The 17,393-nt window shown below is 62.7% G+C and carries 16 protein-coding genes; 9 read left to right on the top strand and 7 right to left on the bottom strand.

The features are described 5' to 3' along the window. Window positions 1–100 precede the first annotated feature (100 nt). Window positions 101–847, bottom strand: coding sequence for a cytochrome c biogenesis CcdA family protein (locus tag NKJ08_RS35050; protein ID WP_352530878.1), 747 nt, complete (start codon window positions 845–847; stop codon window positions 101–103). Window positions 848–1,041: 194 nt separating this feature from the next. On the opposite strand from NKJ08_RS35050, the gene NKJ08_RS35045 reads away from it, so the two are divergent. From NKJ08_RS35045 to rpmG, 9 genes are all read left to right on the top strand, one after another. Next, on the top strand, window positions 1,042–1,419 hold the full coding sequence (locus tag NKJ08_RS35045; RefSeq protein ID WP_352530876.1) for a COG4315 family predicted lipoprotein: 378 nt from the start codon (window positions 1,042–1,044) through the stop codon (window positions 1,417–1,419). A 456-nt stretch (window positions 1,420–1,875) separates the two neighbouring features. Beyond that, complete coding sequence (gene topA, locus NKJ08_RS35040; RefSeq protein ID WP_352785733.1) at window positions 1,876–4,491, top strand: type I DNA topoisomerase; 2,616 nt, start codon at window positions 1,876–1,878, stop codon at window positions 4,489–4,491. Between the two features lie 6 nt (window positions 4,492–4,497). Further along, a complete protein-coding gene (rnr, locus tag NKJ08_RS35035; protein ID WP_502906377.1) occupies window positions 4,498–6,804 on the top strand; it encodes a ribonuclease R in 2,307 nt (768 codons plus the stop codon). Continuing rightward, window positions 6,804–7,256, top strand: a complete 453-nt coding sequence (locus NKJ08_RS35030) for a DUF983 domain-containing protein (protein ID WP_352530872.1) — start codon at window positions 6,804–6,806, stop codon at window positions 7,254–7,256. Before rnr ends, NKJ08_RS35030 begins: the two co-directional genes overlap by 1 nt. Before the next feature lie 73 nt (window positions 7,257–7,329). Continuing rightward, a complete protein-coding gene (locus NKJ08_RS35025) occupies window positions 7,330–8,070 on the top strand; it encodes an NUDIX hydrolase (protein ID WP_352785731.1) in 741 nt (246 codons plus the stop codon). Between the two features lie 16 nt (window positions 8,071–8,086). Continuing rightward, window positions 8,087–9,262 carry an MFS transporter gene (locus NKJ08_RS35020; protein WP_352530868.1) on the top strand — a complete coding sequence of 392 codons (1,176 nt, stop codon included), beginning with the start codon at window positions 8,087–8,089 and terminating at the stop codon, window positions 9,260–9,262. 109 nt (window positions 9,263–9,371) lie between these two features. Next, on the top strand, window positions 9,372–9,833 hold the full coding sequence (locus NKJ08_RS35015) for a YqfO family protein (protein WP_352530866.1): 462 nt from the start codon (window positions 9,372–9,374) through the stop codon (window positions 9,831–9,833). A gap of 51 nt (window positions 9,834–9,884) precedes the next feature. Next, window positions 9,885–10,253: a YybH family protein gene (locus NKJ08_RS35010; RefSeq protein WP_352530864.1), complete on the top strand. Its 369-nt coding sequence runs from the start codon at window positions 9,885–9,887 to the stop codon at window positions 10,251–10,253. A gap of 332 nt (window positions 10,254–10,585) precedes the next feature. Continuing rightward, complete coding sequence (gene rpmG / locus NKJ08_RS35005) at window positions 10,586–10,753, top strand: 50S ribosomal protein L33 (RefSeq protein WP_006201775.1); 168 nt, start codon at window positions 10,586–10,588, stop codon at window positions 10,751–10,753. A gap of 68 nt (window positions 10,754–10,821) precedes the next feature. Here rpmG and NKJ08_RS35000 read toward each other — a convergent pair whose 3' ends face one another. From NKJ08_RS35000 to NKJ08_RS34975, 6 genes are all read right to left on the bottom strand, one after another. Continuing rightward, window positions 10,822–11,889, bottom strand: a complete 1,068-nt coding sequence (locus NKJ08_RS35000; RefSeq protein ID WP_352530862.1) for an ABC transporter ATP-binding protein — start codon at window positions 11,887–11,889, stop codon at window positions 10,822–10,824. 3 nt (window positions 11,890–11,892) lie between these two features. After that, a complete protein-coding gene (locus tag NKJ08_RS34995) occupies window positions 11,893–12,741 on the bottom strand; it encodes a carbohydrate ABC transporter permease (RefSeq protein WP_352530860.1) in 849 nt (282 codons plus the stop codon). Further along, entirely contained in the window at window positions 12,741–13,664 is a 924-nt protein-coding gene (locus NKJ08_RS34990; RefSeq protein WP_352530858.1) for a carbohydrate ABC transporter permease, read from the bottom strand. The genes NKJ08_RS34995 and NKJ08_RS34990 overlap by 1 nt, the downstream gene beginning before the upstream one ends. 189 nt (window positions 13,665–13,853) lie before the next feature. Continuing rightward, window positions 13,854–15,131: an ABC transporter substrate-binding protein gene (locus tag NKJ08_RS34985; RefSeq protein WP_352530856.1), complete on the bottom strand. Its 1,278-nt coding sequence runs from the start codon at window positions 15,129–15,131 to the stop codon at window positions 13,854–13,856. A 30-nt stretch (window positions 15,132–15,161) separates the two neighbouring features. Beyond that, entirely contained in the window at window positions 15,162–16,349 is a 1,188-nt protein-coding gene (locus NKJ08_RS34980; RefSeq protein ID WP_352530854.1) for a PLP-dependent transferase, read from the bottom strand. Beyond that, entirely contained in the window at window positions 16,346–17,080 is a 735-nt protein-coding gene (locus NKJ08_RS34975; RefSeq protein WP_352530852.1) for a FadR/GntR family transcriptional regulator, read from the bottom strand. Before NKJ08_RS34975 ends, NKJ08_RS34980 begins: the two co-directional genes overlap by 4 nt. Window positions 17,081–17,393: the final 313 nt, after the last annotated feature.

Here is a 17,393-nt window from a genome sequence, read left to right as displayed (position 1 = left end):
ACCCCCCCCCGGCTCTTCTCTTCCCCGCGCCCACCCCCCGGGGGGGGGGGGCCGGGCCCCCCCCCCCCCCACGACCTCGGGCCTCGGCCGGGCGGCAAACCTATCCCAATTGCCCCAGCACCGGAAAATTCTCGAGCAGCCAGTAGGACACCGCCTGCACGCCGCCGGTCAGGAAAAACACGCCGGCGACCACCAGCAGCGCGCCGATGGCCTTTTCGACGCGACCAAGATGGACGCGGAATTTTCCGAGAAAGCGCATGAAAGCGCCGGAAAACAGCGCCGCGACGAGGAACGGGATGCCGAGGCCGAGTGAATAGGCAGCAAGCAGCAGCGCGCCCTCGCCCACCGTTTCACGGCCGCCGGCAAGCGTCAGGATCGGCCCCAGCACCGGGCCGATGCAGGGCGTCCAGCCAAAGGCGAACGCCAAGCCCATGACATAGGCGGCGATCAGGCTGGCCGGCTTGCCTTGCGACTGGAACCGCGCCTCGCGTGAAAGCAAAGGGATGCGCAATATGCCGAGGAAATTCAGCCCCATCAGGATGATCAGCACGCCGGCCGCCATTGCCAGCGGCTCCTGCCAGACGCGCAGCAGATGGCCGATCGTCGAGGCGCCGGCGCCGAGCGCGACGAAGACCGTCGAGAAGCCGAGCACGAAGGCGATGGAGGAATTAACCAGCGCGCCTCGCGCACCGGCCTTTGCCGCAATGCCGGCCTCGCCGCGGAAATCGTCGACCGACACGCCGGCCATATAGCACAGATAAGGCGGCACTAGCGGCAGCACGCAGGGTGACAGGAACGAGATCGCTCCCGCCCCGATCGCGCTGACATAGCCGACGTCCAATGCCATTTCCGTCTCCCGGTGACTGCGCAGCCATATAGCCGCGACTACGGTCGTCCGCCAATCACCATCGCGTGGCAAGTCGTCGCCCCCGCCGGGATCGACGGGAAACGGCCCGGGAAGAAAGGGCAGTCAGGCAGCGTTGATCAAACGAAGCCGCGTTATTCCGCGCGCTTCGTTGAAAATCTTCCAGGGAGATGTCCATGAAAACGATCGCAATCTGCATGGCTGCGCTCTTGCTCGGCACCGCCGCGTCCTTCGCCGCCGAGGCGTGGAAGGAAGCGGAAGTCGGCGGCACCAAGATCTACACTGACGCCAACGGCATGACGCTCTACACCTACGACAAGGACAAGACAGGCAAGTCGAACTGCTACGACAAATGCGCCGCCAATTGGCCGCCGCTGAAGGCTGAGGCCGGCGCCAAGGCCGAAGGCGAATGGACAATCGTCGACCGCACCGACGGCACCAAGATGTGGGCCTATGAAGGCAAGCCGCTCTACACGTTCATCAAGGACAAGAAGGCCGGCGACGTGACCGGCGAGGGCGTCGCCGGCGTCTGGCATATCGCCAAGGCCGACTGAGCCTTGAGCCTCTGATCCGCCCAAACAGGCGGAAATGCGGCTGGTCGCCGGGAAGTCCACCCAACCACCCCCGGCGGCCAGCTCTTCGGCATGGCAATTCCTATGATTTCCGGGCAAATGCCGGGCCTATGGGCACCCATCCGATTGGGCGTTTCACAGCGTCTGTTCAAGCAGGGCTGGCGCGTGATCGATGTTTCTCTTATATCCGCGGGAGAGTTTGTCCCGTTCTCCAGGATCAATTGCCGGGCTTGTCCAGCGATAGGCGGCCCATTTCCCTTGTCCAGGATTGCGGAAAATCGCATGGCGCCGCTGGGTTGCGCATTCGGTGCAGGGCCGCATTTTGGCTGCTTGGCCTTGACCGGATGCAAAAGCGCGGCCATGTGAGCGACACATTGAACGAGATTTCGTCGCGCGCAGCGGAATTCTTCTGCCGCATCACAACTGATATGAGACCGTATGGACGTCGTCGTCGTCGAATCGCCGGCTAAGGCGAAGACAATCAACAAGTACCTCGGCAAGAACTATAAGGTTCTGGCCTCGTTTGGCCATGTCCGCGATCTGCCGGCCAAGGATGGCTCGGTACGCCCGGATGAGGACTTTGCCATGTCCTGGGCCGTCGACACCGCGTCCGGAAAGCGTCTCGCCGACATCGCCAAGGCGGTCAAGGACGCCGACGGGCTGATCCTCGCCACCGATCCGGACCGCGAGGGCGAAGCTATTTCCTGGCATGTCCTGGAGGTGCTGAAGCAGAAGCGCGCGCTGAAGGACAAGCCGGTCAGCCGCGTCGTCTTCAACGCTATCACCAAGGCGTCGGTGCTGGAAGCGATGGCCAATCCGCGCCAGATCGATGGACCGCTGGTCGACGCCTATCTCGCCCGCCGCGCACTCGACTATCTGGTCGGCTTCACGCTGTCGCCGGTGCTGTGGCGCAAGCTGCCCGGCGCCCGCTCAGCCGGCCGCGTCCAGTCGGTGGCGCTGCGTCTGGTCTGCGACCGCGAATCCGAGATCGAGCGCTTCATCCGCGAGGAATACTGGCAGGTCGCCGCCATCCTCGGCACGCCGCGCAAGGAAAATTTCGAGGCGCGGCTGACCGCCTTCGAGCGCAAGAAGCTGCAAAAGCTCGATATTTCCAACAAGGCGCAGGCCGACGACATCAAGGCGATGCTCGAAGGCGCCAGCTTCAAGGCGCTGTCGGTCGAAGCCAAGCCGACCAAGCGCAATCCCGGCCCGCCCTTCACCACCTCGACGCTGCAGCAGGCCGCCTCATCGGGTCTTGGTTTTTCGGCCAACCGCACCATGCAGGTCGCGCAGCGGCTCTATGAGGGCATGGAGATCGGCGGCGAGACCACCGGCCTGATCACCTATATGCGAACCGACGGCGTACAGATGGCGCCGGAGGCGATCTCTGCCGCACGCGATGCGATCGCCAAGGAATTCGGCCCGAAATACCTGCCTGAAAAGCCGCGCGTCTATTCCGCCAAAGCCAAGAATGCCCAGGAAGCGCACGAGGCGATCCGCCCGACCGAGTTCATGCGCACGCCGGCTTCCGTCAGGCAGTATCTCGATGCCGACCAGGCGCGGCTTTACGAGATGATCTGGAAACGCGCCATCGCCAGCCAGATGCAGCCGGCCGAGATCGAGCGCACCACGGTTGAGATCGAGGCGATCAACGGTTCGCGTACCGCCGAGCTTCGTGCTGTCGGCTCGGTCGTTCGCTTCGACGGCTTCCTTGCCGCTTACATCGAGCAGAAGGAAGAAGATTCGGAAGATGAAGAAAGCCGCCGCCTGCCCGAGATCCGTGCCGGCGAGCAGCTCACCCGCGAGGCGATCAACGCCACCCAGCACACCACCGAGCCGCCGCCGCGCTATTCGGAAGCCTCGCTGATCAAGAAGCTGGAAGAGTTGGGCATCGGCCGGCCGTCGACCTATACGGCCATCCTGAAGACGCTCGAGGATCGCGATTACGTCACCATCGACAAGCGCAAGCTGGTGCCGCAGGCCAAGGGCCGGCTATTGTCGGCCTTCCTCGAAAGCTTCTTCGAGCGTTATGTCGAGTACGACTTCACCGCTTCGCTCGAGGAGAAACTCGACGAAATCTCTGACGGCAAGCTCGCCTGGAAGGACGTGCTGCGCGACTTCTGGAAGGATTTTTCCGGCGCCGTCGCCGACATCAAGGAGCTGCGCGTCACCGACGTTCTCGACGCCCTCAACGAGGAGCTGGCGCCGCTTGTGTTTACCGCGCGGGAAGACGGCTCCAACCCCCGCATATGCCCGAAATGCGGCACCGGCAACCTGTCGCTCAAGCTCGGCAAGTTCGGCGCCTTCGTCGGCTGTTCGAACTATCCAGAATGCTCGTTCACCCGCCAGCTCGGCGACGCCGCCAATCCCAATGGCGAGAACGGCAGCGGCGAAGACGGCACCAAGGTGCTCGGCAAGGACCCCTATACCGCCGAGGAGATCACGCTGCGCAATGGCCGGTTCGGCCCCTATATCCAGCGCGGCGACGGCAAGGAAGCCAAGCGCTCCAGCCTGCCGAAGGGCTGGACGGTCGATTCGATTGATCACGAAAAGGCGCTCGCCCTGCTGTCGCTGCCGCGCGATGTCGGACAGCATCCGGAATCCGGCAAGATGATTTCGGCCGGTCTGGGACGCTACGGGCCGTTCGTGCTGCATGACGGCACCTATGCCAATCTCGACAGCATCGAGGACGTGTTCTCGATCGGCCTCAATCGCGCCGTCTCGGTGATCGCCGAGAAGCAATTAAAAGGCAAAGGCGGCCGCAATGGCGCCACGCCCGCTGCATTGAAAGAGCTTGGCGAGCATCCTGCCGGCGGCGGCAAGATCGTCGTGCGCGACGGCAAATACGGGCCTTATGTGAATTTCGGCAAGGTCAATGCGACGCTGCCGAAAGGCAGGGATCCGCAATCGGTGACGATCGAGGATGCGGTGGCGCTGATCGCAGAAAAGGAAGCCAAGGGCGGCAATGGCGCCAGAAAGCCCTTCCGCAAAGCGGCCGCGCCTGCCAAAAAACCGGCAGCGGCAAAAAAACCGGCGGCCAGGAAAAAGGGATAGGACGGGTTGGCGCGCAAAGTCTCCGGAAGAAGCCACGGCGATCTGCGCACCGCCGATACCCGCGCCAAGGTGAGGGACAATTACCGGCCTTCGCGCGACGAGATCCTGCGTTACATTGCCGAAAATCCTGACCGCGCCGGAAAACGCGACATCGCCAAGGCGTTTGCGCTGCGCGGCGAAGACCGTGTCTGGCTGAAGGACATGTTGCGCGACCTGCAGGACGAAGGCCTGCTGACCAAGGAGCGCAAGCGGCTCGCCCGTGTCGGCGCCCTGCCCCACGTCGCGGTGCTCGACATCTTTGGCCGCGACGCCGACGGTGCGCTGCTGGCGCACCCGACCGAAGCCGTGGGCAATGGCGAACCTCCGGTCATAGCGATCCGCGTGTCGCGCGGCGGCAATGGCCCGACGCCTGGCATCGGCGATCGCGTGCTGGCCAAGACCTTTCCAACCGACGATCCGGCAGGCCCGGCCTATACCGGCCGGGTGATGAAGATCTTCGAGAAGCGCACCGATGCGGTTCTCGGCGTTTTCCGCGTGCTGAAGGACGGCACGTTCCGCATCGAGCCGGTGGAGCGGCGCCAGCCTGAACTGGTCGTCGACAAGGAGTTCCAGAACGGTGCCAAGAACGGCGACCTGGTCGAGGTCGAGCCGGCGCGGGCCTCCCGGTACGGGCTGCCGAGAGCCAAGGTTCTGGCGGTGCTGGGTTCGCTGACCAGCGAAAAGGCGGTCTCGATGATCGCCATCCACGCGCACGACATCCCGCATATTTTCCCAGCCGACGTCATCGCCGAGGCGGAGGCGGTCAAGCCGGCGACGCTTGCCGGCCGCGACGATTGGCGCGAGCTGCCGCTGGTCACCATCGATCCGGTCGATGCCAAGGATCATGACGACGCGGTGTTGGCCACGCCTGATACCGACGAGAAGAACGCCGGCGGCGTGATCGTCACCGTCGCCATTGCCGATGTCGCCGCCTATGTGCGCTATGGCACGGCGCTCGACCGCGAAGCGCTGAAGCGCGGCAATTCAGTCTATTTCCCCGATCGTGTCGTGCCGATGCTGCCGGAGCGTATCTCGAACGACCTCTGTTCGCTGCGCGAGGGCCAGGATCGTCCCGCGATAGCGGTGCGCATGACTTTCTCGGCCGATGGCCACAAACTCAGGCACTCCTTCCATCGCGTCATGATGAAGTCGGCGGCGAAACTCGCCTATCAGCAGGCGCAAGCGGCGATCGACGGCGCACCGGACGACACGACTGGCCCGATCCTCGATGCGGTGCTGAAGCCGCTATGGGACGCTTACGCGATCCTGAAGCGCGGCCGCGACACGCGCCAGCCGCTCGAGCTTGATCTACCCGAGCGCAAGATCCTGCTCAAGCAGGACGGCACCGTCGACAAGGTCGTCGTGCCGGAGCGGCTCGACGCGCACAAGCTGATCGAAGAGTTCATGATCCAGGCCAATGTCGCCGCCGCCGAGACACTGGAGGCGAAGCGGCAGGCGCTGGTCTACCGCATCCACGATTCGCCCTCGCTCGCCAAGCAGGAATCGCTGCGTGAATTCCTGCAGACCCTAGGCCTGTCGCTGGCGCGCGGTGCGCAGATGCGGCCGAACCAGTTCAACGGCATCCTCGCTCGCGTGCGACGCACCGACAATGAGGGACTGGTCAATGAAGTGGTGCTGCGCTCGCAGAGCCAGGCCGAATATTCGCCCGCCAATATCGGCCATTTCGGCCTCAACCTGAAGCGCTACGCGCATTTCACCTCGCCGATCCGCCGGTATGCCGACCTGATCGTGCATCGTGGGCTGATTGCCGCACTCGGCCTTGGTCCGGGCGGCCTGACGCAGGACGAGGCGGAACGGCTGGAAGAGGTCTCAGCACTGATCTCGGCGACCGAGCGCCGCGCGATGGCCGCCGAGAGAGACACGGTCGACCGGCTGATCGCCGCCTATCTCGCCGAGCGCATCGACGACCGTTTCGACGCCCGCATCTCGGGCGTCACCAAATCGGGACTGTTTGTCCAATTGCCGCAGTACGGCGCGGATGGCTTCATTCCGGTTTCAACGCTGGGCGGCGACTACTATATATACGACGAAACTGCCCGATCGCTTTTCGGAGAACGCACCGGGAAGGGCTATCAGCTTGCCGACCGCGTCGAGGTTCGCCTGATCGAGGTGGCGCCGATGGCCGGCGCGATGCGTTTCGAGATGCTGACCGAACCAAAGCCGCTGCCCGGCTCCAAACGGTCGTTCCACAAGGCCAAAGGCCGCGCCCGGGCGTCGCAATCGCGTACCGGCTCGCGCGGCAGGAGACGGTGATGCCAAAAGAACTGCAGGTGGAAGAACTGGTTTTCGGCGGCGAGCATCACTCCGGCCGGACCGCCCGGCCGCTATGGACGGCAATGAAGCGCGGCATGCTTGGCCGCTGCCCGCATTGCGGCGAGGGAAAGCTGTTTCGCGCCTTCGTCAAGACCGTCGACAAATGCGATCATTGCGGCGACGAGCTCCATCACCATCGCGCCGACGATCTGCCGGCCTATCTTGTGGTGGTCATCGTCGGCCACATCGTGCTCGGCGCTTTCATGGGTGTCGAGGCGACCTCGACCCTCTCCACCTGGCAGCACATCGCAATCTGGGTGCCATTGACCATCATTCTAGCCGTCGTCCTGCTGCAGCCGGTCAAGGGCGCTGTCATCGGCCTGCAATGGGCATTTTATATGCACGGCTTTGGTGGCGAAGAAGACCTGATCGAGTCGCATCCCGAGGCTTGAAGCCATCACTGGCGCAATCGGCTATGGATGAAGCCCACTTTCGCATGAGAGAAGATTCCGCTAGGTCGAGCGCATGGACGGCATGACCAAGGCGGAAGTCGACAAGGTTGAGCGAAGCGCAATCGCGCTCGACAGCCAGCCAATACGCCCCCGTGACGCCGCGACGCTGATCCTGCTCGACCGCAAGGACGGTGAGTTGCTGGTGCTGATGGGCCGTCGCCATGCCCGCCACGCCTTCATGCCTGGAAAATTCGTGTTTCCCGGTGGCCGCACCGATCCGGCCGACAGCCGTATCCCCGTAGCCACTGCATTGCACCCTGACGAAGAAGCGAGATTGACCGCGGGCATCGGCCGCACCAGCGCTGCCCGCGCCCGTGCCATTGCTTTGTCGGCGATCCGCGAAACCTATGAGGAGGCCGGGCTGCTGATTGGCCAAAAAGGCACCTTCGCGACCGCCAAGCGCGACTGGCAGGGCTTTGTCGAACACAGTGTTATTCCATCACTGCAAGCGCTGCGCTTCGTCGCACGCGCCATCACGCCGCCCAACCGGGTGCGCCGCTTCGATACGCGCTTTCTCGCCGCATGGCGCGACGACATCGCCGTGGAACTGCCGGGTGGCGGTCCGACCAACGAGTTGGAAGACGTCGTTTGGCTGCCGCTGGCCAAGGCCAGTCAAGCCGACGTTCCAGACATCACGCGCACGGTCCTGGAGGAGCTGGAAACGCGGCTCGCCCAGGATCCGCTGCTGAGGCCCGGCGGTCCCGTGCCGTTCTATCGGCTTGTCCGCAATCGCTTCGTCCGCGAAATTCTCTAGAGCAGCCAGGCATTCCATGACAGTCGATACCCAGCCGCAGAGCGAGGAACGCGTACACTGGCTGCCGATGGTCGCGGCGATCTCTTCGATCAGCGTCGTCGGCATCGCCATCGGCCTCGGCATGCCGCTGCTCAGCGTCATCCTGGAAACGCGTGGTCATTCGGCGTCGATGATCGGTCTCAATACCGCGGTCGCCGGCCTCGCCTCGATCGCCGGCGCGCCGCTCGCCACCCCGCTTGCCATGCGGTTCGGGGTCGCCTGGACGATGCTTGCCATGATCGTCGCCGGGGCGCTGGCCTTTGTCGGTTTCCATTTCGCGCCAGCTTTCTGGATGTGGTTTCCGCTGCGCGTCCTGCTGCACGTCGCGCTGACGGTGCTGTTCATCCTCTCAGAATTCTGGATCAGCACCTCGGCGCCGCCACACCGACGCGGACTGGTCCTCGGTATCTATGCCACCGTGCTGTCTCTCGGCTTTGCCGCCGGGCCATGGCTGTTCGCTCATCTCGGCAGCAGCGGCTTCCTGCCCTTCGGCGTCACCATCGCTTTGGTGACGCTCGCCGCCATACCGGTTCTGGCAGCACGCAACGAGAGCCCGACGATCGTCGCCGACGGCGAAACCAGCAATTTCCTGCGTTATATCTGGCTGGTGCCGACGGCGACCGCGGCCGTGCTGGTCTTCGGTGCGGTCGAGACCGGCGGCTTTGCGCTGTTCCCGGTCTACGGCAACCGCATCGGCTACTCCGAGGCCGACGCAGCTCTTTTGCTCACCATGATCGGGCTCGGCAACGTACTGTTGCAGATCCCGATCGGCATGATCAGCGACCGCGTCAGCGACCGCCGCTATCTGCTGATGGCCTGTGCCAGCGTCGGGCTTGTCGGCACCGTCTTTATGCCGTTCTTCGCGCAGAATTGGCATTTGATGGCCGCGCTTCTGTTCGTCTGGGGCGGCGTGGTCGCCGCCATGTACACGATCGGTCTGGCGCATCTCGGTTCCCAGCTTTCCGGCCACGAACTGGCCTCCGCCAACGCCGCCTTCGTGCTCTGCTACGGCGTCGGCATGGTGCTTGGCCCGCAGGCAATCGGCATCGGCATGGACGCTTTCGGGCCGTCGGGCTTCGGTTGGGCACTCGGCCTGTTCTTCGCCTGCTATATCGTGCTGGTCGGCACCAGGCTGCTCCGCAAAATCCTCTGAGTGGGCCCGCCGCCGACATCGCTCCCACTGCTGACTAACTACTGACACCACCATGTCAGGAGCGCTCGCGTATATGCTCCCTCAAAGTGCATAAGCAGGGAGACCTCGGATGATCGACAGTGGCTTTGAGACGAAATCGCTGCGGATGGAATTGCTGCTGCTGGTGACCTTTCAGGCACCGGCCGCCGATGTCGACCGCATCATGGAGGCGGTGGTCGCGATCGCGCCGCTCAGAATGGGCAAATATGACAGCAATGCCTTTCAGTCAGCGGACGGCATCGAACGCTACCGGCCGCTTGAAGGTGCCGCCGCCGGCGCCGAGACGGAATTGCGCAGGCGGCCGGGCACTGTCGAGGTGTCGTTCGAACTGCCCGACGACCAGAAGCTCGCCGCTCGCGTCGTCGAAGCGATTTACCAGGTTCACAGTTATCAGGAGCCGGTGATCCGCATTCAGCCGCTGCTTGCCAGCCGCTCCAAGGGTCTCGACGACCGCGCCAACCCGAACCGCTGGTGGAACACGACTGGAGATTGGAAGAAGGCGCTGCAACCGGAAACCGTCGCGGCGGAGTGACCGGAACCTGGTCGTATCTCGGTTAGAATTTGGCTGTCAGGAAGCCTGCCTATGAATGATGAAGCAAACCGCAAACCGGCAAGCGATCCCCAGGAACTGGCGCGGCTATTGGTTTCTCGCGAGCAAGCGGGAGACGCGGAAGGAATGGCTGCTCTTTACGAACCCGGTGCCACCCTCGATATCGGCAACGGACAGTTGGCCTGCGGCAGAGACGCCATCCGCCGATTTTACGCTAGGTTGGTGACAGCGGGGCGAAAGTTTGATCTCGGAGATCAGCGTCCGGCTATCGTCAACGGAGATTTGGCGCTCACTTGCACGCGCCTTCTCGATGGCACGGTGACCGCGGAAATCGCTCGCCGGCAAGCTGACGGGAACTGGCTTTGGGTGATCGATCAGCCGTCCATCGCTCGATACTTATAGGCAGCATTCAAACTGAGACCCCACCCGGCACCTGCCTACGAGGGCCGAAGTCATCCAGGAGCTTCCCGGGGCTGTCGGTAGCTAATCAGGTTGTCCGGCTTTGATAGCACATCAATTGTCCGTTTCATCCCCAGCCTCCATCGGCTGGCAATAAAACCGGACAACTCGTCTGCTACCTAATCCGGACAACTCATCTGCTTACGACACAGAACCTGGACAAAGGGTTGACTTTCCGGGCGCGTTCTTTATGTGTCGCGCCAAGTTTCCCGCGTCCGGGTGTTTCCCCGTGCTCCAGCGGCCAAAACTCCACGAACATTTAACGGACGAACATCATGGCCAAAGCCGCAAACATCAAGATCAAGCTTCTGTCGACCGCCGACACCGGTTTCTTCTACGTGACCAGCAAGAACAGCCGCACCAAGACGGACAAACTGTCGTTCCGCAAATACGATCCGGTCGCCAAGAAGCACGTCGAGTTCAAGGAAACCAAGATCAAGTAATCTGGTTTTCTCTTGCAGTACCGAAACGCCGCCTTCCGGGCGGCGTTTTTCGTTTCGGGAATTTAGGACTAGCCGATGCGATCGCCGCTTGCTGGATCGAACAGATGCAGCGACGCCGGGTCGGCCGACAGGCGCACGGCCTCACCCGGCTTCACGCTCGCCCGTCCCATGGCGAAGACGCAGACCTGCTGGCCGGCAAGCTTGGTATAGAACTGCGTCGATAGGCCGAGCGGCTCCACCACGCCCACCTCGCCTTTCAGTGCGCCATTGTCGGCAAGCCGGATATGCTCGGGCCGCAAGCCGACGGTGACCGCGTCGCCATCCCTGAGCGGCAGACCGTCGGGCAGCCTCAGCTTCTGGCCGTCGGCCAGGACGGCATCCGACTTGTCGCCCTTTTTAACCGACGCCGGCAGAAAATTCATGCCGGGCGAGCCGATGAAACCGGCGACGAACATGTTGATCGGCCGATCGTACAGATCGAGCGGCGCGCCGACCTGCTGGACGAAGCCGTCATGCATGACGACGATGCGATCCGCCATGGTCATTGCTTCGATCTGGTCGTGGGTGACATAGACCGAAGTGGTCTTCAATTGCTGGTGCAGCGCCTTGATCTCGGCACGCATGTGGACGCGCAGCTTGGCATCGAGGTTCGAAAGCGGCTCGTCGAAGAGAAACACTTTCGGGTCGCGCACGATGGCACGGCCCATGGCGACGCGCTGACGCTGGCCGCCGGACAATTGCCGCGGCAAGCGTTGCAGAAGCGCATCGAGCCCGAGTCGCTTGGCGGCTCCGTCCACCCTTGCGTCGATGGCCGGCTTGCCGGCCTTTCTCAGCATCAGGCTGAAGCCCATGTTCTTCGACACGTCCATATGCGGATAGAGCGCGTAGGACTGGAACACCATGGCAATGTCGCGGTCTTTTGGCGCGATGTCGTTGACCAGGCGCTCGCCAATATGGATTTCGCCATCGGAGACCTCCTCCAGCCCGGCGATCATGCGCAACAGGGTCGATTTCCCACAGCCCGACGGGCCGACCAGGACGACGAACTCGCCGTCGGCGATTTCGAGATCGACCGAGTGCAGGACGCGCACGGCTCCATAGTCTTTGCGGACTTTTTCGAGTGTGACGGATGCCATGATCTATCCCTTGACGGCACCGGCGGTAAGGCCGGTGACGAGGTAGCGTTGCAGGAAAGCAAAGAAGATGCAGACCGGGATCAGCGCCAGGATGGAAGCCGCCATCATCTGTCCCCAGTCGACCGCGAATTTGCCGATATAGGTGAGCAGGCCGACTGCGAAGGTCTTCTGGTCGTCGCTGGAAATCAGCATCAGCGCAAACAGCAACTCGCTCCACGCGGCGGTAAAGACGAAGCCGAGCGTCGCACCCATGCCGGGCAGCGTCAGCGGCACGATCACCTTGCGCATCGCTTGCAGGCGCGTGCAGCCGTCGATCATGGCTGCCTCTTCCAGATCCCTGGGAATGCCGTCGAAGAAGGACTGCATCAGGAAGGTCGCAAACGCCGTATTGAAGGCGGTGTAGATGATGACGAGGCCGGTCAAGCTGTTGATGAGACCAATCTGCCCCATGATGCGGTAGATTGGTGGAATGACCATCACCAGCGGGAAGGTCTGGGTGAGCAAAAGCAGGATGGCCAGGGTCGCCTTGCCGCGGAAGGAAAATCGCGACATGGCGTAGCCGGCAAGCGTGGCAATGACCGTTACGAAGGCTGCCGTTGACACCGAAACGATAACGCTGTTCAGGAAGTAGCGCGGGAAATCGGTGGCTTCGAGCACGGTGACGAAGTTCTGCAGCGTCGTTTGCGACGGCCAGAAAGTGATGCCTTCGGAATAGAGCAGCCGTTCGGGCGTAACCGAGATCTTCAGCGTCCAAAAGATCGGGAACAGCGCGAAGCCCATATAGGCGCCGATGGCGCCGTAAAGGCCGATGCCGCCGAGAATGCGCGAGGAGACGGAGCGTCCGGCAATCATCAGACGTGCCTCACCAGTGAGCGGCGGATGCCGATCAGCGCAACCGCGTAGACGATGAGCAGCACAAGCAGCAGCACCGCCACCGCGGAGGCATAGCCCTTGTCCAGCGACTTGAACGCGCTGACGTAGATATAGACCGGCACGGTGGCGGTCGAACCGGCAGGCCCGCCTTCGGTCATGACGAAGATCAGGTCGGCGAAGGTGGCGATCCATATCGTGCGCAGCATGACGGTAATGATGATGGTCGGCGCCAGGAACGGCAGCGTCACCTTGGTGAAGCGCTGCCACGGCGAGGCGCCGTCGATCGCCGCCGCCTCATGCAGTTCCGACGGGATCGACTTCAGCGCCGCCAAAAGCGTGATGGCAAAAAAGGGAATGCCGAACCAGACATTTGCGACGATCGGTCCCCACATGGCGGTCGAGGGGTCGGAGAGCACATTGGTCGGCTCGGCTTTCAGCCCCAAGCCGTAGAGCCAATGTGGCAGCGGTCCGATGATCGGATTGAACAGCCAGGCCCAGGTTAGGCCCGAGAGGAAGGACGGTACCGCCCAAGGCAGGAACACCACCGCCTGCACGATCTTTCTGCCCCTGAACGGCGTGTCGAGCAGCAGCGCCAGGCCAAGGCCAAGGAAGAATTGGAAGAACAGGCTGGTTGCCGTCCACCACAGCGTGTTGACGAGCGCCTGCCCGAGCACAGGATCCGACAGCATCGCCTGATACTGCCCAAGCCCGACATATTCGGATTTGAAAGCCGAGAACTTGCGGAACGAGTAGCCGATACCGATGACCAGCGGCACCAGGAGCACGACGACCAGCAGCACGATCGCCGGGCTGAGATAGAGCCAGGGTTCGATTGCGGCGTGAGACAGCCGCTTGCGTCGTGGCTTGCCGGCAGGTCGTATTTCGGACACGGCATAGGTCATACGGACAGCTCTGATCTGTTGGAAGGGAGCCAACGTCGATGACAGCGTCCTTCTCCCCGTTCTTCACGGGGAGAAGATGCCGGCAGGCAGATGAGGGACAGCACGAACCTTGAAATGCTTGCGCCGCGCCTCATCCGGCCCTTCGGGCCACCTTCTCCCCGTTAACGGGAAGAAGGAAAAGCTGCGCGCCTATTTCTTGTTCTTGGCCAGCCAGTCCTGCTGTTCCTTGGTCAGGAACTTGGCCCATTCGTCGGCCACATCCTTGGCCGCCTTCTGGCCAAGCAGCACTTCCTGAAAATTCTTGATCGCCACCTGGTCGACGAAATTGCCGAGGTTTTCCAGATGCGTCGGCGGCGTCACCATCTCGTATTTGTCGCCGTTGTTCAGTTCCTCGAACCAACCTTTGAACTGCTCGGTCCTGAAGTGGGCGTCCTGGTCGGCGCCGTTGTGGATCGGAATGACGCCGACTTCCTTTGCCCATTCCAGATTGTCCTTGGGCGACAAAAGCGTTGCCATCAGCTTCCAGGCATCGTCCTTGTGCTGGGAATTGGCGAACATTGCCCAGCCGGCATAACCAAGCGTCGGGTAGGATTTGCCGCTCGGCCCGACCGGCATCGGCGCCACGGCGAAGTCGTCGGCGCTCATCTTGTCGGCGATGCCGAGCAGCGCGTCGGGATCCTGGTTCAGCATGGCGCAGGTGCCGCTATAAAAGCCGGTGACCGTCTCGTTGAAGCCCCAACTCACCGCATCCTTCGGCGCCAGACCGTTCTTGTACATGTCGGCGAGCATCTGCAGGCCCTTAACCGAGCCTTCCTCGTTAATGGTCGAGGTGCCGTCCTCGTTGAAATAGCCACCCTTGCCGGCGGCGATGTTCATGAACATGTGCATGCCGTTGAAGGCGCCCGGGCCGCCGCGCAGGCAGTAGCCGTATTTACCCGGTATCGCGGAGATCTTCTTGGAGTCCTCGACGAATTCATCGAGCGTCGCCGGCGGACCGTCCAGGCCGGCCTCCTTGAACAGCTTCTTGTTCCAGAACAGCGCGTTCAGGTAGTAGCCGTAAGGGATCATGTACTGCTTATTGTTGACCGTCGAGCCGAACTGCTTGGCACGCTCGCCCAGCGTTTTGGCATCGTCCCATTTGGCCATGTATGGCCCGAGATCCTCGAGCTGGCCGTTCGTCGCATAGAGGCCCATCCAGCGCTCCGGCATCTCGACGATGTCGGGCGTGTCGCCGGCTTGCACCATGGTGAGGAACTTCTCGAACGCCTGGCCCCAAGGCAGCGATACCAGCTCGACCTTGACGCCCGGATTGGCCGTCTCGAACTCGGCGATCTGCTTCTTGAGGAATTCGGTGCGCGGCGGACTGGTGATGACCTCGACCATCTTGACCGTGGAATCGGCCAGCACGTTGCCGGCGGAAATCGCCAGACCCGCGACGGCACCAAGAAGGATGCTCAGTTTCTTCATGTTCAGCACTCCCATTTTGAACGGCTCCATTTATCTTTTTGCTTTGTCGAAGGCCTGGGCAACGTCAGCCCACAGGTCTTCGACACTCTCCAATCCGACACTGAAGCGGATGGTTCGCGGGCTGACGCCGAAGCGCGCCATCGAATTCAGGCCCGGCGTCTGCTCGAGCGAGGCCTTTGCCGGAACGACCAGGCTCTCATGGCCGCCCCAGCTGACGCCGATGCGAAAGAGTTTCAGCGCATCGACGAAAGCCGGGATGTCGACGTCTTCCGTCACCTCGAATGAGAACAGCCCGGCATAACCGGCAAGCGTCGCCTTGCCTGGATGGTTGGAATAGGCCGGGTGGTTGACCCGCTCGACATGGCCATGTGCCTTCAGCCGTTCGGCGATGGTCAGCCCGCTTCTCATGTGATGCGGCAACCGCAGCGGCAATGTGCGCAGGCCACGCAGCAACAGCCATGCCTCGAAAGGCGAAAGCTTGCCGCCGAGATAGGAATAGGTCTGTTCGTTGATGTGTCGGATGTGGGCAGCCGAACCGGCCACCACGCCGGCGACGGTGTCGCTGTGGCCGCCGAGATATTTCGAGGCCGAATGCAGCACCAGGTCGATGCCATGTGAAATCGGCTTCTGGAACACCGGCGTCGCCCAGGAATTGTCGATCGAGGTGACAATGCCCTGCTCCTTCGCCAGCCGCGCCAGATGCGTTATGTCCTGGAGCTCGAACATCATCGACGTCGGGCTTTCCAAGTAGAGCAGCTTGGCGCCGGGAAGCGCGGCGGCGACTGCGTCCGGATCGGAACCGTCGACATAATCGACCTTGATGTTGAGCCGAGGCAAAAGCCGCTCGAACAGCCGGTAGGCATCGCCATAGCAATTGCGCACGACAACCATGCGCTCGCCGGCACCGACGAATGCAAGCACCGTGGCGCTGATCGCCGCCATGCCGCTGGAAAAACCGCGCGCGGCCTCGGCGCCTTCGAGAGCGGCGACACGCGCCTCGAACTCCATGACGGTGGGGTTATCGCCGCGCGAATAGATCGGCTGACGTCGCCTCCCGGCGAATGTATCGGCCATCTCGGCATAATTGGCGAAGGTGAAGAGCGAGGTCTGGTAGATCGGCGGCACCACCGCACCGCCGGGGAAAGGCTCGTCATGGGCAAGGAGCGTCGCCGCTTCGGCGAGATAGTCGTGTTCGAAACCGGCGGGATGGTCGTTCATTTTTGGCCCGAAAGTTTGAGTTTGGCTGCGCCGCGCTTCAGATCGTCCTCGACGGTGGCGATCAGCTTGAGCGCCTCTGCCCGGGCTCCCTCCGGATCGTGCGCGGCGATGCATTCGAAGATGGTGCGGTGGAAGGGGAAGCTGGCGTGGCCGAAATCACGCACGCCGAGCGGATGTTCCCAGAAACGATGGAACAGTTCGTGCATGGCGGCGATGATCTGCTCGAACAGCGGATTGCCGGAAGTACGGTAGATCGACTGGTGGAATTCCCAGTCCTCCTCCGCCGACATGCCGGCGCGCGTGTGAAAGGCCTGCTCCATAATGTTGAGCTTGCGCGCGATCTCGGCGATCTCGGTCTGGCCTGCGCGAACGGCGCAAAGGGCGGCGGCTTCCGCTTCCAGTGCGCGGCGGATCTCCAGCGTCTGCATCAGGCTCGTGAAATCGTTGCCGCCCGCCAGTGTCAGCGGCATGTGCAGCATGTCCAGCGAAACCGCTCCCTTGAGATAGGTGCCGCTGCCTTGCCGCCGCTCTACCAAGCCGAGCCCTTCCCAGCGCGTCAGCGCCTCGCGCACCGTGTTGCGGCTGACCTTGAGGCGCTCGGCAAGAATGCGTTCGGTCGGCAATTTGTGGCCTGGCCCGAGGGCTTCCTGCATCACAAAGCCGGCCAGAGCCTTGAGCACCGCGTCGTCGCGAGCAGTCGCCTGTATGGGAGAAAGGCCGAATTCGGTCATGCCGAGGGGTTCACCAAATGGCTCAATGGTCCAACCAATTTCTACACAGAAGGCGGGCTCTGTCAATCGGCTGACGACGCGCGCCCCCTGCCTCGGCTTGCTGCTCCCAGCGCGGGATTACTTGCCACGGCAAAAACCCAGCGTCTTCTGTACCTTGGCGCGGAGTGCTGATGTTTTCGGGAATGGGGGCCGGCCGGCGTTTGGCAGCGGTACGAGGCGGCCCCTATGTGCCAGCGCCGGCCGGCCGCCCCCACGGGCCCAGGAGATTCGGCGGCCCTGAGCATCATGGGGGATTGTTCTGATAGAACCGGCG

It is taken from the genome of Mesorhizobium sp. M0244 (assembly GCF_040321795.1).
Classification (GTDB): Bacteria; Pseudomonadota; Alphaproteobacteria; order Rhizobiales; family Rhizobiaceae; genus Mesorhizobium.
The sequence above is the reverse complement of the archived record's forward strand: the minus strand, read 5'-3'. Positions and strand labels throughout refer to the sequence as shown.

What these genes read in the sequence shown, in the direction of transcription:
- NKJ08_RS35050 (WP_352530878.1), bottom strand. Translation starts at nt 847, where the DNA reads ATGGCATTGGACGTCGGCTATGTCAGCGCGATCGGGGCGGGAGCGATC.
- NKJ08_RS35045 (WP_352530876.1), top strand. Translation starts at nt 1,042, where the DNA reads ATGAAAACGATCGCAATCTGCATGGCTGCGCTCTTGCTCGGCACCGCC.
- topA (WP_352785733.1), top strand. Translation starts at nt 1,876, where the DNA reads ATGGACGTCGTCGTCGTCGAATCGCCGGCTAAGGCGAAGACAATCAAC.
- NKJ08_RS35030 (WP_352530872.1), top strand. Translation starts at nt 6,804, where the DNA reads ATGCCAAAAGAACTGCAGGTGGAAGAACTGGTTTTCGGCGGCGAGCAT.
- NKJ08_RS35025 (WP_352785731.1), top strand. Translation starts at nt 7,330, where the DNA reads ATGGACGGCATGACCAAGGCGGAAGTCGACAAGGTTGAGCGAAGCGCA.
- NKJ08_RS35020 (WP_352530868.1), top strand. Translation starts at nt 8,087, where the DNA reads ATGACAGTCGATACCCAGCCGCAGAGCGAGGAACGCGTACACTGGCTG.
- NKJ08_RS35015 (WP_352530866.1), top strand. Translation starts at nt 9,372, where the DNA reads ATGATCGACAGTGGCTTTGAGACGAAATCGCTGCGGATGGAATTGCTG.
- NKJ08_RS35010 (WP_352530864.1), top strand. Translation starts at nt 9,885, where the DNA reads ATGAATGATGAAGCAAACCGCAAACCGGCAAGCGATCCCCAGGAACTG.
- rpmG (WP_006201775.1), top strand. Translation starts at nt 10,586, where the DNA reads ATGGCCAAAGCCGCAAACATCAAGATCAAGCTTCTGTCGACCGCCGAC.
- NKJ08_RS35000 (WP_352530862.1), bottom strand. Translation starts at nt 11,889, where the DNA reads ATGGCATCCGTCACACTCGAAAAAGTCCGCAAAGACTATGGAGCCGTG.
- NKJ08_RS34995 (WP_352530860.1), bottom strand. Translation starts at nt 12,741, where the DNA reads ATGATTGCCGGACGCTCCGTCTCCTCGCGCATTCTCGGCGGCATCGGC.
- NKJ08_RS34990 (WP_352530858.1), bottom strand. Translation starts at nt 13,664, where the DNA reads ATGACCTATGCCGTGTCCGAAATACGACCTGCCGGCAAGCCACGACGC.
- NKJ08_RS34985 (WP_352530856.1), bottom strand. Translation starts at nt 15,131, where the DNA reads ATGAAGAAACTGAGCATCCTTCTTGGTGCCGTCGCGGGTCTGGCGATT.
- NKJ08_RS34980 (WP_352530854.1), bottom strand. Translation starts at nt 16,349, where the DNA reads ATGAACGACCATCCCGCCGGTTTCGAACACGACTATCTCGCCGAAGCG.
- NKJ08_RS34975 (WP_352530852.1), bottom strand. Translation starts at nt 17,080, where the DNA reads ATGACCGAATTCGGCCTTTCTCCCATACAGGCGACTGCTCGCGACGAC.